Genomic DNA, 14,595 nt, shown 5'->3' on the forward strand with positions numbered 1-14,595 from the left:
TCATGCAATTTCGCTCAATTATTCGAATCGTCGGATTATTATTAGCACTTTTTAGTGTATCAATGCTTGCTCCTGCGCTCGTCGCACTGATCTATCGAGACGGTGCGGGTGTGCCATTTGTGACGACTTTCTTCGTTCTCTTATTCTGTGGAGCAACTTGCTGGTTTCCCAACCGACGTTATAAGCATGAATTGAAAGCGCGTGATGGCTTTTTGATTGTTGTTTTGTTCTGGACGGTAATCGGCAGTGCGGGTGCTTTACCGTTTTTGATCGCTGATAACCCGAGCGTTTCGGTAACAGACGCTTTCTTCGAATCTTTCTCTGCATTAACCACTACAGGTGCGACGGTGATCGTTGGCCTTGATGATTTACCTAAAGCGATCTTGTTTTATCGCCAGTTTCTGCAGTGGTTTGGTGGTATGGGTATCATCGTATTGGCAGTAGCCATTCTTCCTGTACTGGGCATCGGTGGCATGCAGCTGTACCGTGCTGAAATTCCAGGTCCAGTAAAAGACAGTAAGATGACTCCGCGTATTGCTGAAACGGCAAAAGCACTTTGGTACATCTATTTGAGTCTAACGATTGCTTGTGCAGTGGCGTTCTGGCTAGCAGGGATGAGTTTCTTTGATGCGATCAGCCATAGCTTCTCTACTATTGCGATTGGTGGTTTCTCGACTCACGATGCGAGTATGGGTTATTTCAATAGCCCGGCGATCAACATGATTACCGTCGTGTTCCTGCTTATATCAGCATGTAACTTCTCTCTTCACTTTGCCGCTTTTGCTTCAGGTGGTGTGCACCCTAAATACTATTGGAAAGATCCTGAGTTCCGCGCCTTTATCTTTATTCAAGCGCTACTGTTTTTAGTATGCTTCTTATTGCTGCTTAACCATCACTCTTATGACTCGTATTACGATGCCTTTGACCAAGCATTGTTCCAAACTGTATCTATATCTACGACAGCAGGCTTCACTACTACTGGTTTCTCCGAGTGGCCGCTATTTTTACCGGTTCTGCTTTTGTTCTCTTCTTTTATAGGGGGATGTGCAGGTTCAACCGGTGGCGGTATGAAAGTCATCCGAATATTACTCCTTACGCTGCAAGGTGCTCGTGAAATGAAGCGTCTTGTTCACCCGCGCGCTGTCTATACCATTAAGGTTGGCGGTTCTGCATTACCACAACGTGTCGTGGATGCGGTTTGGGGATTCTTTTCTGCATACGCATTGGTGTTTGTGGTTTGTATGTTGGCGCTTATTGCAACCGGTATGGATGAGCTGAGCGCCTTCTCTGCCGTAGCCGCAACATTGAATAACCTTGGCCCAGGCTTAGGTGAAGTGGCAATGCACTTCGGTGATGTGAATGACAAGGCTAAGTGGGTGTTGATCGTATCTATGCTGTTTGGTCGTTTAGAGATATTCACCTTATTAATTTTATTGACCCCTACGTTTTGGCGTAGCTAAGGACAACATTGTGGCAAAAGCTCTATTTTTGTATTCAAGCCGTGAAGGGCAGACCAAGAAAATCTTGAACTATATAAAAGAAGAAATGAATGAGTTCGAATGTGAGCTTCAAGATCTGCACACTATTACTAGTGTCGATTTTGCTCAATACGACAGAGTATTGATTGGCGCATCTATTCGCTATGGCCACCTTAATAAGAAGCTATATCAGTTCATTGATGCCAACCTTACTCAGTTACAATCAAACAAGGTCGCTTTCTTCTGCGTTAACTTAACGGCTCGTAAAGAAGACCAAGGTAAAGATACCCCTGAAGGTAGCGCTTATATTAAGAAGTTTCTTCTTAAGTCACCGTGGCAGCCAACTTTGATCGGTGTATTCGCGGGTGCCCTCTATTACCCACGTTATAACTGGTTCGATAGAACTATGATTCGCTTCATTATGAATATGACAGGCGGAGAAACGGATACAACCAAGGAAGTTGAGTACACAAACTGGGAAAAAGTCTCTTTATTCTCTAAGAAACTGCAAGAGATGTAAGAGAAAAGCCTACTTTTGAGGCGTTTTGAGTTCTTTTTAATCGAACGAATAAAAAAACGAGAAAAACTTCAAAAAGGGCTTGCCAGTGTGATCGAAATCTCTATAATGCCACCTCGCTGACACGGGATGGCTTCAACAGAAACCAAAACGAATCAGTAGGTCAAATTAGCCAAGCTAAGCGCTTGAAAAAAGTTTTGAAAATAGTGGTTGACACTAAAACTTAAATCGCTAAAATGGCCGTCCGATTTGAGCGAAGCTCAAAAAGGAAAAGCTCTTTAACAATTTAAACCTATCAATCTGTGTGGGCACTCGTTGATGAATATCAAAACGTTTTATCGTTAGATAAAACAGATTCTTCGGAATCAAAATTGATTTCAATGAACTGAGTGACCAATACGTTTAACTACTTGTAGTTATTCGGCACAGTCAATTCATTATCATTCTGTTGGAATGGTAATAGCTTTAGAATTACATGTTCATGTTTACATGAATATTAGTTTTGAAGTCAGTATTCGTTGAGTCACAAAATCTTAAATTGAAGAGTTTGATCATGGCTCAGATTGAACGCTGGCGGCAGGCCTAACACATGCAAGTCGAGCGGAAACGACACTAACAATCCTTCGGGTGCGTTAATGGGCGTCGAGCGGCGGACGGGTGAGTAATGCCTAGGAAATTGCCTTGATGTGGGGGATAACCATTGGAAACGATGGCTAATACCGCATAATGCCTACGGGCCAAAGAGGGGGACCTTCGGGCCTCTCGCGTCAAGATATGCCTAGGTGGGATTAGCTAGTTGGTGAGGTAATGGCTCACCAAGGCGACGATCCCTAGCTGGTCTGAGAGGATGATCAGCCACACTGGAACTGAGACACGGTCCAGACTCCTACGGGAGGCAGCAGTGGGGAATATTGCACAATGGGCGAAAGCCTGATGCAGCCATGCCGCGTGTATGAAGAAGGCCTTCGGGTTGTAAAGTACTTTCAGTTGTGAGGAAGGGGGTAGTGTTAACAGCGCTATCTCTTGACGTTAGCAACAGAAGAAGCACCGGCTAACTCCGTGCCAGCAGCCGCGGTAATACGGAGGGTGCGAGCGTTAATCGGAATTACTGGGCGTAAAGCGCATGCAGGTGGTTCATTAAGTCAGATGTGAAAGCCCGGGGCTCAACCTCGGAACTGCATTTGAAACTGGTGAACTAGAGTACTGTAGAGGGGGGTAGAATTTCAGGTGTAGCGGTGAAATGCGTAGAGATCTGAAGGAATACCAGTGGCGAAGGCGGCCCCCTGGACAGATACTGACACTCAGATGCGAAAGCGTGGGGAGCAAACAGGATTAGATACCCTGGTAGTCCACGCCGTAAACGATGTCTACTTGGAGGTTGTGGCCTTGAGCCGTGGCTTTCGGAGCTAACGCGTTAAGTAGACCGCCTGGGGAGTACGGTCGCAAGATTAAAACTCAAATGAATTGACGGGGGCCCGCACAAGCGGTGGAGCATGTGGTTTAATTCGATGCAACGCGAAGAACCTTACCTACTCTTGACATCCAGAGAAGCCAGCGGAGACGCAGGTGTGCCTTCGGGAGCTCTGAGACAGGTGCTGCATGGCTGTCGTCAGCTCGTGTTGTGAAATGTTGGGTTAAGTCCCGCAACGAGCGCAACCCTTATCCTTGTTTGCCAGCGAGTAATGTCGGGAACTCCAGGGAGACTGCCGGTGATAAACCGGAGGAAGGTGGGGACGACGTCAAGTCATCATGGCCCTTACGAGTAGGGCTACACACGTGCTACAATGGCGCATACAGAGGGCAGCAAGCTAGCGATAGTGAGCGAATCCCAAAAAGTGCGTCGTAGTCCGGATTGGAGTCTGCAACTCGACTCCATGAAGTCGGAATCGCTAGTAATCGTAGATCAGAATGCTACGGTGAATACGTTCCCGGGCCTTGTACACACCGCCCGTCACACCATGGGAGTGGGCTGCAAAAGAAGTGGGTAGTTTAACCTTTCGAGGAGGACGCTCACCACTTTGTGGTTCATGACTGGGGTGAAGTCGTAACAAGGTAGCCCTAGGGGAACCTGGGGCTGGATCACCTCCTTATACGAAGATATTCACGATAAGTGTCCACACAGATTGATTAGGTTTAGAAAAGCAAAGAGACGAAGAACTCCCAAGTTCTTCAATCCAGTGTCCCGTTCGTCTAGAGGCCTAGGACACCGCCCTTTCACGGCGGTAACAGGGGTTCGACTCCCCTACGGGATACCATTGGGTCGTTAGCTCAGTTGGTAGAGCAGTTGACTTTTAATCAATTGGTCGCAGGTTCGAATCCTGCACGACCCACCATTTCCTCCCAAGGAAATAAAAATATGGGGCTATAGCTCAGCTGGGAGAGCGCCTGCCTTGCACGCAGGAGGTCTGCGGTTCGATCCCGCATAGCTCCACCATTCCTTCCATAAGAATGGCTTTTATTTTCACTTTTAAAAAGTGAAGACAAAAGGAAACTTTATGGGCGATTAGCTCAGTTGGGAGAGCACCTGCCTTACAAGCAGGGGGTCACTGGTTCGAGCCCGGTATCGCCCACCATCTTTAAGCATTCTCTTCGGAGAGTTTTTAAAAATGGTTTTGAAAGTTTAAAACTTGAAAAACTCTTGCTCTTTAACAATTTGGAAAGCTGACTGATTGATTACTTACGAGTAATTCAATCAAATTTAAAAGTTCTCAATGTTTACCTTTATGGTAAACACAACAAACACATTCAAGTGTCTTGTATTCGAATCAAACATAGTTTGATTCACAATTGAGTCCGGCAAACAGTCATTGAGAATTAACCCTTCTTAATGACAACCAAAAACCTTGGTTAGTTGCCATACACTAAGACCCTTTCGGGTTGTATGGTTAAGTGACTAAGCGTACACGGTGGATGCCTTGGCAGTCAGAGGCGATGAAAGGCGTAATAACTTGCGATAAGCCCAGATTAGGTAGTAATAACCTTTTGAGTCTGGGATTCCTGAATGGGGAAACCCACTTACATAAGTAAGTATCCTGTTGTGAATACATAGCAACAGGAGGCAAACCGGGGGAACTGAAACATCTAAGTACCCCGAGGAAGAGAAATCAACCGAGATTCCGAAAGTAGCGGCGAGCGAAATTGGATTAGCCCTTAAGCTTTTAATGAGACAGATGAAGGCTCTGGAAAGTGCCGCAACAAAGGGTGATAGCCCCGTAATCGACATCTCATCATCAGTGAAAACGAGTAGGGCGGGACACGTGATATCCTGTCTGAATATGGGGGGACCATCCTCCAAGGCTAAATACTACTGACTGACCGATAGTGAACCAGTACCGTGAGGGAAAGGCGAAAAGAACCCCTGTGAGGGGAGTGAAATAGAACCTGAAACCGTGTACGTACAAGCAGTAGGAGCACCTTCGTGGTGTGACTGCGTACCTTTTGTATAATGGGTCAGCGACTTAATTTTAGTAGCAAGGTTAACCGTTTAGGGGAGCCGTAGGGAAACCGAGTCTTAACTGGGCGTACAGTTGCTAGGATTAGACCCGAAACCAGGTGATCTAGCCATGGGCAGGTTGAAGGTTGAGTAACATCAACTGGAGGACCGAACCGACTAATGTTGAAAAATTAGCGGATGACTTGTGGCTAGGGGTGAAAGGCCAATCAAACCTGGAGATAGCTGGTTCTCCCCGAAAGCTATTTAGGTAGCGCCTCGGACGAATACTACTGGGGGTAGAGCACTGTTAAGGCTAGGGGGTCATCCCGACTTACCAACCCTTTGCAAACTCCGAATACCAGTAAGTACTATCCGGGAGACACACGGCGGGTGCTAACGTCCGTCGTGGAGAGGGAAACAACCCAGACCGCCAGCTAAGGTCCCAAAGTATAGCTAAGTGGGAAACGATGTGGGAAGGCTCAGACAGCCAGGATGTTGGCTTAGAAGCAGCCATCATTTAAAGAAAGCGTAATAGCTCACTGGTCGAGTCGGCCTGCGCGGAAGATGTAACGGGGCTAAGCTATACACCGAAGCTGCGGCTACGTACCTTAGGGTATGTGGGGTAGGGGAGCGTTCTGTAAGCCGTTGAAGGTGGTCTGTAAGGGCTGCTGGAGGTATCAGAAGTGCGAATGCTGACATGAGTAACGATAAAGGGAGTGAAAAACTCCCTCGCCGGAAGACCAAGGGTTCCTGTCCAACGTTAATCGGGGCAGGGTAAGTCGACTCCTAAGGCGAGGCCGAAAGGCGTAGTCGATGGGAAACGGGTTAATATTCCCGTACTTCTTACAATTGCGATGGGGGGACGGAGAAGGCTAGGTGGGCCTGGCGACGGTTGTCCAGGTTCAAGTACGTAGGCGGGTGGTTTAGGTAAATCCGGACCGCTACTAACGCTGAGATACGATGTCGAGCTACTACGGTAGTGAAGTCATTGATGCCATGCTTCCAGGAAAAGCCTCTAAGCTTCAGATTGTAAGGAATCGTACCCCAAACCGACACAGGTGGTCGGGTAGAGAATACCAAGGCGCTTGAGAGAACTCGGGTGAAGGAACTAGGCAAAATGGTACCGTAACTTCGGGAGAAGGTACGCTCTTATCAGTGAAGTCCCTTGCGGATGGAGCAGACGAGAGTCGCAGATACCAGGTGGCTGCAACTGTTTATTAAAAACACAGCACTGTGCAAAATCGTAAGATGACGTATACGGTGTGACGCCTGCCCGGTGCCGGAAGGTTAATTGATGGGGTTAGACTTCGGTCGAAGCTCTTGATCGAAGCCCCGGTAAACGGCGGCCGTAACTATAACGGTCCTAAGGTAGCGAAATTCCTTGTCGGGTAAGTTCCGACCTGCACGAATGGCGTAATGATGGCCACGCTGTCTCCACCCGAGACTCAGTGAAATTGAAATCGCTGTGAAGATGCAGTGTACCCGCGGCTAGACGGAAAGACCCCGTGAACCTTTACTACAGCTTGGCACTGAACATTGAACCTACATGTGTAGGATAGGTGGGAGACTTTGAAACCGCGTCGCTAGATGTGGTGGAGTCGTCCTTGAAATACCACCCTTGTAGTTTTGATGTTCTAACGTTGGTCCCTGAATCGGGATTACGGACAGTGCCTGGTGGGTAGTTTGACTGGGGCGGTCTCCTCCCAAAGAGTAACGGAGGAGCACGAAGGTGGGCTAAACACGGTTGGACATCGTGTGGTTAGTGCAATGGCATAAGCCCGCTTGACTGCGAGAATGACAATTCGAGCAGGTGCGAAAGCAGGTCATAGTGATCCGGTGGTTCTGAATGGAAGGGCCATCGCTCAACGGATAAAAGGTACTCCGGGGATAACAGGCTGATACCGCCCAAGAGTTCATATCGACGGCGGTGTTTGGCACCTCGATGTCGGCTCATCACATCCTGGGGCTGAAGTCGGTCCCAAGGGTATGGCTGTTCGCCATTTAAAGTGGTACGCGAGCTGGGTTTAGAACGTCGTGAGACAGTTCGGTCCCTATCTGCCGTGGGCGTTGGAAAATTGAAAGGGGCTGCTCCTAGTACGAGAGGACCGGAGTGGACGAACCTCTGGTGTTCGGGTTGTCATGCCAATGGCATTGCCCGGTAGCTAAGTTCGGAATCGATAACCGCTGAAAGCATCTAAGCGGGAAGCGAGCCTTGAGATGAGTTTTCCCTGGCGCTATAAGCGTCCTAAAGGGTTGTCGTAGACTACGACGTTGATAGGCAGGGTGTGTAAGTGCTGCGAGGCATTGAGCTAACCTGTACTAATTGCCCGTGAGGCTTAACCATACAACACCCAAGGGGTTTTGTGGACTCAAAGAAATACCAAACGCTTGAATGAGTTTGAAGAGACTTTTAAATCAGTTTTCCAGATTATTTTGCCTTCAGTTTTTTAAAAACTGAAAGTAAAAGCAAAATTTGCTTGGCGACCATAGCATTGTGGACCCACCTGATTCCATGCCGAACTCAGAAGTGAAACACAATAGCGCCGATGGTAGTGTGGGGCTTCCCCATGTGAGAGTAGGACATCGCCAGGCTTTAATTTCGTTATTTGCATAGCAAGTAACAACCTCAACAGTGCGCAAATCTGTTGATGACAATTTGTTGGAGGGATGGCTGAGTGGTCGAAAGCACCGGTCTTGAAAACCGGCAACCGTTAATAGCGGTTCTAGGGTTCAAATCCCTATCCCTCCACCACCATTGAAAAGCCCGCTGAGAAATCAGCGGGCTTTTTTCATATCTGTCGAGAAAAACAAAAAGAGCACTAACGTGCTCTTTATCTGTGACTCTATCCCCGTTTGTTACCACTTATATATTCTTTAGTCTTGCAGATATTTTCCTTCGGCGACCTGCCAAAATGCTCTAATTAATGGGTTATCTAACTGTGCTCTCTTGCAGCAAACACCCAACTCAAAGGGTTTGATGGGTTCTATCTTTAAACGGTCGACTTTATCTCTTACAGGGCTATTGTTAATTACCACATCAGGTGCAATTCCTACCCCACAACCTAGCGCCACCATACTCACTATCGCCTCATGCCCTGAAACCTGAGCGTAAATATTGGGTTTTATCTTCATCTTTTTGAACCATGCATTGGCACGTTCACGCGCCGTGCCCGCTTCAGGGATGATAAAAGGCACTTCATTCCAGTTTGGCTTGTCAGACTGAAGTTGCTGGCTAAAGCTGCTGACACCTGATGGAATTATGACGGATAGTGGTATATCGCTAATCGTTTCGAATTCTAACCTTGAAGGAAGGATGTCCGGCTTCGCCGAGATAGCAATATCCGCTTCATCATTTAATATTTTGTCGATAGATTGAGCAGGATCGCCCGTAGAGAGCTTGAATTCAATATACGGGTGAATGGCTCTGAATTCAGTAATTAGTTCGGGTAAGTGGCTGTAGCTAGCTGTTACTGAACAAAATATACGGATCTCACCTTTAAGCTCTTGCTCTCCACCTTTCAAATGAAGATTGTATTGCTGCCAATCTCCAACGATGCGTAATGCTACAGGCAATAGGTGTTTTCCTGCTGGGGTGAGATCAACACTGCGGTTGTCTCTGATAAGCAGTTCTTGTCCTGTTTCTTCTTCAAGCTTTTGTATCTGACGGCTCAGCGCTGAAGGACTGACATGCATAGCAGCAGCGGTTTTGCTGAAACTCTTGCTATCACATAAATGTATAAATAATTGTAGAGATTTTATGTTCATGTTTTGCGATCGTTTCCATGTTGCATTTATTGCAATAACTAATTGTGAATATATCACTTTCAGCAATGGAGTGTCTGTTTTAGTATGAAGTCATTCGATAGAGAGATATCGACCTTACGGACTTATTTTTAAAGGAGTGCCCTAGAATGGCTAACTATTTCAATACATTAAACCTTCGTGAACAACTAGACCAACTAGGTCGTTGCCGCTTTATGGATCGTGAAGAATTCGCGACAGAAGCTGAATTTCTTGAAGGTAAGAAAATCGTAATTGTTGGTTGTGGTGCTCAAGGCCTAAACCAAGGTCTAAACATGCGTGATTCTGGTCTAGACGTATCTTACGCTCTACGCCAAGCAGCAATTGATGAAAAGCGTCAATCATTCAAAAATGCTGATGAAAATGGCTTTGTTGTAGGTAGCTACGAAACGCTAATCCCTCAAGCAGACCTAGTAATCAACCTTACTCCAGACAAGCAACATACAAATGTTGTTGAAACTGTAATGCCTCTAATGAAAGAAGGTGCTGCACTTGGTTACTCTCACGGCTTTAACGTTGTTGAAGAAGGCATGCAGTTACGTTCTGACCTTACGGTTGTAATGGTTGCTCCTAAGTGTCCTGGTTCTGAAGTTCGCGAAGAGTACAAGCGTGGTTTCGGTGTACCAACACTGATTGCTGTTCACCCAGAGAATGACCCTAAAGGTGAAGGCTGGGATATCGCTAAAGCTTGGGCTGCAGGTACTGGTGGTCACCGTGCAGGTTGCCTAGAGTCTTCTTTCGTAGCGGAAGTTAAATCTGACCTTATGGGTGAGCAAACTATCCTTTGTGGCATGCTACAAGCGGGTTCTATCGTATCTTACGAGAAGATGATTGCTGACGGTATCGAACCTGGCTACGCAGGCAAACTTCTACAATACGGTTGGGAAACGATCACTGAAGCACTTAAGTTTGGTGGCGTAACTCACATGATGGATCGTTTATCTAACCCAGCTAAAGTTAAAGCGTTTGAGCTTTCTGAAGAGCTTAAAGATCTAATGCGTCCGCTTTACAACAAGCACATGGATGACATCATCTCTGGTCACTTCTCTAGCACAATGATGGCTGACTGGGCGAACGATGACGTGAACCTACTAGGCTGGCGTGAAGAGACAGGCGAAACGGCATTCGAAAACTACCCAGCTTCTGACGTAGAAATCTCAGAGCAAGAGTACTTCGACAACGGTATCCTAATGGTTGCTATGGTTCGTGCAGGTGTTGAGCTAGCATTCGAAGCTATGACTGCATCAGGTATCATCGACGAGTCTGCTTACTACGAATCTCTACATGAGCTTCCACTAATCGCAAATACAGTTGCTCGTAAGCGTCTTTACGAAATGAACGTTGTAATCTCAGATACTGCTGAGTACGGTAACTACCTATTCGCTAACGTAGCAACACCGTTACTACGTGAGAAGTTCATGCCTTCAGTAGCAACTGACGTAATCGGCCGCGGTCTAGGTGAAGCATCTAACCAAGTTGATAACGCTAAGCTAATTGAAGTAAACGAAGCTATCCGTAACCACCCTGTAGAGTACATTGGTGAAGAGCTACGTAGCTACATGAGCGACATGAAGCGTATCGCTGTAGGCGGTTAATTAGTCGCTTAGATACTGATAAATTTGCAGAAAAAGCGAAGCAGTATCACTAACTCCTTACAGGTTTGAGTTATAAATAAGCAACACAACATCTAATAAAAAGGCTTGGTCGCCGTTGACCAAGCCTTTTTGCTTTTAGTAACAAAGTCTTAAAAATCAATCAAATGAATATTGTTTGATCAGTCTTCGTCGACTTTCAGGTCTTGATTGATCCTCAGAAATACAAAAGGGTTGGCGTTTTCACACCAACCCTTTCAGTTTTCTTGCTTTGCGCTTACTTATCGGCAATCTTTGCTTCTAAGTCAGCTAGCTTTTGTTCCATTTCAGTTAGCTTTTGGCGAGTGCGAAGCAGTACTTGTGTTTGAACATCAAACTCTTCACGGCTCACAACGTCTAGCTTGTTTAGTTGGCCTTGGATAACTTGGCGAACTTTTTGATCTACGTCTGAACCAAGCTCTTTTACTGGTTGAGGCATAGAATCGTGGATCTGCTTAGCAATCTGCTCTAGTTTTTTTGGATCAAACATATCAATTAAAACTCCTGAATATTTACCACTATTCTATTTAATCACACTTGAGATGTCGCCTATGGCGTATAAAAAAAGGCCACCGAAGTAGCCTTTTTATTGTTAATACGACTTAGCGATTACTTATTATCAGCTAATTCTCTGTGTGCTGCTTTTGCTTCATCGACGCGAGCTAGCTTTTCTAGGTCTTTGTCTTCTACAAATACAGGTAGAGGTTTGTGTTTTTCAGCCAAGTAGCTGTAAATCACTGGCAGTACAAATAGCGTGAAGATAGTACCAATCGCTAGACCAGCAACGATTACGATACCAATACTAAAGCGCTGAGCTGCACCCGCACCACTTGCGTACATCAGTGGGATTAGACCCGCGATCATCGCAGCTGTTGTCATCAGGATTGGACGAAGACGAACCTTCGCAGCTTCCATTACCGCTTCGATACGAGTCTTGTGATGATGCAACTGTTCTTCTTTTGCAACTTCACAGATCAAGATACCGTGCTTGGTAATTAGGCCGACTAAGGTGATCAAACCCACTTGCGAGTAGATATTCATCGTTGCCGCACCCCAAGCCAGAGCGATTAGGGCACCACAGATCGCCAGTGGAACAGATACCATGATAACCAATGGATCTTTCAGAGATTCGAATTGAATCGCTAGTACCAAGAAGATGATAGCCAGTGCTAGACCAAAGGTCGCGTAAAGTGCGCTACCTTCAGTTACGTATTGACGTGCTTCACCCATGTAATCGTGGTTGTAGCCACTTGGAAGCTTATTCGCCGCCGTGTCTTCAAACCATGCAATTGCATCACCCATTGCAGCGCCTGGAGCAGGTACTGCACCAATCGTAGCTGAGTTCAATTGGTTGAAGTGAGGAAGAGAGCGAGGCTCTGCCACAACATCAATCGTAATCAAACTGCCTAGTGGTACAGCATTACCGTCCGCAGCACGTACGTAGTAGTTATTCATCGATTCTGGGTTCAAACGGAATTTACGTTCAACCTGAGGGATAACCTCGTAAGAACGACCATTCAAGTCGATACGGTTTACGTAGCCATCTGACATCATGGTACCTAGCGTGATACCGATATCTTGCATGGTTACGCCGTATGCGCCCGCTTTATCCTTGTCGATGTGTACTTTCATCGTTGCTGAGTCGTAGTTTAGATCGAGATCCGAGTATACGAATAGTGGATTTGTCGCTACATCAGTCAAGATGTCAGTGGTGATTTGGAACAAGCTCTCAAAACTGTTTGGCGTTGTAATAACAAACTGAATTGGAAGACCTGAACCCGCACCTGGAAGCTCTGGCATTTGGAAGGCTGTTACTGCCATTCCAGGTACATCTTTCACCAAACCACCAACCCGGTTTGCTACCTCAGATTGGCTTGCTTCACGCTCACTCCAAGGAACCATAGATGCAATACCAAACGCTTGGTTTGCATTAGGAACACCTGTGAACACCTGCGCGTAAGCTACTTCTGGCTGATCAGACAGAATCTTGTTTACGTCGTTCATGGTATTTTGCATGAAGTCTAAGTTCGCATTAGATGGTGCCGTACCCATCAGCATGATTACACCTTTATCTTCTGAAGGTGCTAATTCACTAGGGATGAACTTAAACAGCATCGGCAAGCTTGCAAATACGATGATCGCAAAACCAATGAATACTGGGCGGTGGTTCATAACCGCGCCAAGCATACGCTCGTAACGGTTAGTCATGCCATCCAAAACGCTATGAACTTTCTGCTCAAATTTGCTCGGCTCAGCGTGAGCTTTTAGCATTTTTGAACACATCATTGGCGACAGCGTAAGTGCCACGATACCCGATACAAATACAGAACCGGCTAGGGTTAATGCGAACTCTTTAAATAGCGAGCCCGTGATACCGCCCATCATCGCGATTGGAGCGTATACCGCACCTAGCGTGAGTGTCATTGCGATAACAGGGACCGCAATTTCACGAGTACCGATGATCGCAGCGCGGAAAGGGGACTCCCCGAGCTTGATATGCCTGTCGACGTTCTCAAGTACTACGATCGCATCATCAACCACCAGACCGATGGCGAGTACCATTGCCAGTAGCGTCATCAGGTTCCAAGAGAAGCCCATTGCCTGCATTACCATTGCTACACCAATCAACGACAGTGGGATAGTAACGATAGGGATCAGTACCGCTCGGAATGAACCTAAGAACAAGGTAATTACGATCAATACGATTAATGCCGCTTCAAGAATTGTCTTGATAACTTCTTGAATTGACTCGTTAATCGCAATGGTTGAATCGTACATTACGTTCATTGAGATGTTGCTTGGAAGGTTCTTCTCTAGCTGAGGAAGAAGCTCAAGTACATCTGCAGCGATGTTGATTGGGTTCGCACTTGGTGCCGCATTAATTGCTGCAACAACCGCCTCCTGACCGTTCGCACTTGCACGATAAACGTCGTGGCTTTTCTCTAGAGAAACCTTAGCGATGTCAGACAGACGGATAATCTCACCTTCACCACTTCTAACGACTAAGTTCTCTAACTCTTCAGTGTTTGATACTTGTGTATCGGCACTGCCGTTATAAAGAACGAATTCGCCAGTAGCTTGACCTGTCGCTGACTGGTAGTTGTTGGCATTCAATACCGACATAACATCAGTAGCAGTTAGGTTAACAGCTGCCATTTTTGATGGATCTAGCCATACGCGCAGTGCGTATTTCATACCACCATAAAGGTCGACTTTAGATACACCATTTACCGTGAATAGTTGCGGGTTGATTACACGCTCTAGGTAGTCGGTAATTTGGCTCGACACCAACTCATCACTGGTAAAACCAATGTAGAGTACAGCTGTCGTTGAACCGGTAGACATGGTTACGGTTGGATCTTCGGCTTCTTTAGGAAGCTGAGAACGCACCGAGTTAGTCTTGGCTAGTATGTCAGACAGCGCCGCATTCGGGTCGGTGTTCAACTTCATGTTCACGGTAATAGTAGAACTACCGAGCACAGAAGAAGAAGTCATATAGTCGATGTTATCCGCTTGAGCCACAGCCTGTTCGAGGGGCTGGGTGATAAAGCCTTGGATAAGATCGGCACTTGCACCGTAGTAACTCGTGGTTACGGTTACGACGGTATTCGTCATTTCAGGGTATTCACGCACCTGCATTTTGAAGATTGCTTGTAAGCCAAGCAGCGCAATCAAAAAGCTGATGGATACCGCTAGAACTGGACGTTTAATAAAAACATCAGTAAAGCGCATTGT

At 46.4% G+C, this 14,595-nt stretch carries 6 protein-coding genes, 5 tRNA genes and 3 rRNA genes; 11 read left to right on the plus strand and 3 right to left on the minus strand.

The window, feature by feature from the left end:
* The first annotated feature begins 2 nt into the window (after positions 1-2).
* The 10 genes from OC193_RS00190 (at position 3) to OC193_RS00235 (ending at position 8,180) form a co-directional block, all read left to right on the plus strand.
* Positions 3-1,460 (plus strand): TrkH family potassium uptake protein, encoded by a 1,458-nt coding sequence (locus OC193_RS00190; RefSeq protein ID WP_048657784.1) that lies wholly within the window; start codon positions 3-5, stop codon positions 1,458-1,460.
* A gap of 10 nt (positions 1,461-1,470) precedes the next feature.
* Positions 1,471-1,998 carry a menaquinone-dependent protoporphyrinogen IX dehydrogenase gene (hemG, locus tag OC193_RS00195; protein ID WP_048657781.1) on the plus strand — a complete coding sequence of 176 codons (528 nt, stop codon included), beginning with the start codon at positions 1,471-1,473 and terminating at the stop codon, positions 1,996-1,998.
* 532 nt (positions 1,999-2,530) lie between these two features.
* Positions 2,531-4,085, plus strand: a 16S ribosomal RNA gene (locus tag OC193_RS00200).
* An 89-nt stretch (positions 4,086-4,174) separates the two neighbouring features.
* Positions 4,175-4,250 (plus strand) — tRNA-Glu (locus tag OC193_RS00205).
* 2 nt (positions 4,251-4,252) lie between these two features.
* Positions 4,253-4,328, plus strand: a tRNA-Lys gene (locus tag OC193_RS00210).
* 25 nt (positions 4,329-4,353) lie between these two features.
* Positions 4,354-4,429: transfer RNA gene (locus tag OC193_RS00215), tRNA-Ala, on the plus strand.
* Between the two features lie 63 nt (positions 4,430-4,492).
* Positions 4,493-4,568, plus strand: a tRNA-Val gene (locus tag OC193_RS00220).
* 310 nt (positions 4,569-4,878) lie between these two features.
* A 23S ribosomal RNA gene (locus OC193_RS00225) occupies positions 4,879-7,772 on the plus strand.
* A gap of 132 nt (positions 7,773-7,904) precedes the next feature.
* Positions 7,905-8,020, plus strand: a 5S ribosomal RNA gene (gene rrf / locus OC193_RS00230).
* Together the 16S, 23S and 5S rRNA genes with 5 tRNA genes alongside form the textbook arrangement of a ribosomal RNA operon.
* Before the next feature lie 69 nt (positions 8,021-8,089).
* Positions 8,090-8,180, plus strand: a tRNA-Ser gene (locus OC193_RS00235).
* A gap of 122 nt (positions 8,181-8,302) precedes the next feature.
* Here the strand turns inward: OC193_RS00235 and ilvY are convergent.
* A complete protein-coding gene (gene ilvY / locus OC193_RS00240) occupies positions 8,303-9,193 on the minus strand; it encodes an HTH-type transcriptional activator IlvY (RefSeq protein ID WP_048661256.1) in 891 nt (296 codons plus the stop codon).
* A 146-nt stretch (positions 9,194-9,339) separates the two neighbouring features.
* Between ilvY and ilvC the strand changes: the two genes are divergently transcribed.
* Complete coding sequence (ilvC, locus tag OC193_RS00245) at positions 9,340-10,824, plus strand: ketol-acid reductoisomerase (RefSeq protein WP_048661257.1); 1,485 nt, start codon at positions 9,340-9,342, stop codon at positions 10,822-10,824.
* Positions 10,825-11,098: 274 nt separating this feature from the next.
* Here ilvC and ubiK read toward each other — a convergent pair whose 3' ends face one another.
* Together ubiK and OC193_RS00255 are read right to left on the minus strand one after the other, a co-directional pair.
* Positions 11,099-11,350 carry a ubiquinone biosynthesis accessory factor UbiK gene (ubiK, locus tag OC193_RS00250; RefSeq protein ID WP_009848085.1) on the minus strand — a complete coding sequence of 84 codons (252 nt, stop codon included), beginning with the start codon at positions 11,348-11,350 and terminating at the stop codon, positions 11,099-11,101.
* 119 nt (positions 11,351-11,469) lie between these two features.
* The gene (locus OC193_RS00255) at positions 11,470-14,592 is read right to left on the minus strand and encodes a multidrug efflux RND transporter permease subunit (RefSeq protein WP_048661258.1); all 3,123 of its coding nucleotides are present in this window, start codon (positions 14,590-14,592) and stop codon (positions 11,470-11,472) included.
* Between the last annotated feature and the right edge of the window lie 3 nt (positions 14,593-14,595).

Source organism: Vibrio crassostreae (assembly GCF_024347415.1).
GTDB lineage: Bacteria > Pseudomonadota > Gammaproteobacteria > Enterobacterales > Vibrionaceae > Vibrio > Vibrio crassostreae.

What these genes read in the sequence shown, in the direction of transcription:
- ubiK (WP_009848085.1), bottom strand. Translation starts at nt 11,350, where the DNA reads ATGTTTGATCCAAAAAAACTAGAGCAGATTGCTAAGCAGATCCACGAT.
- OC193_RS00255 (WP_048661258.1), bottom strand. Translation starts at nt 14,592, where the DNA reads ATGCGCTTTACTGATGTTTTTATTAAACGTCCAGTTCTAGCGGTATCC.
- ilvC (WP_048661257.1), top strand. Translation starts at nt 9,340, where the DNA reads ATGGCTAACTATTTCAATACATTAAACCTTCGTGAACAACTAGACCAA.
- ilvY (WP_048661256.1), bottom strand. Translation starts at nt 9,193, where the DNA reads ATGAACATAAAATCTCTACAATTATTTATACATTTATGTGATAGCAAG.
- OC193_RS00190 (WP_048657784.1), top strand. Translation starts at nt 3, where the DNA reads ATGCAATTTCGCTCAATTATTCGAATCGTCGGATTATTATTAGCACTT.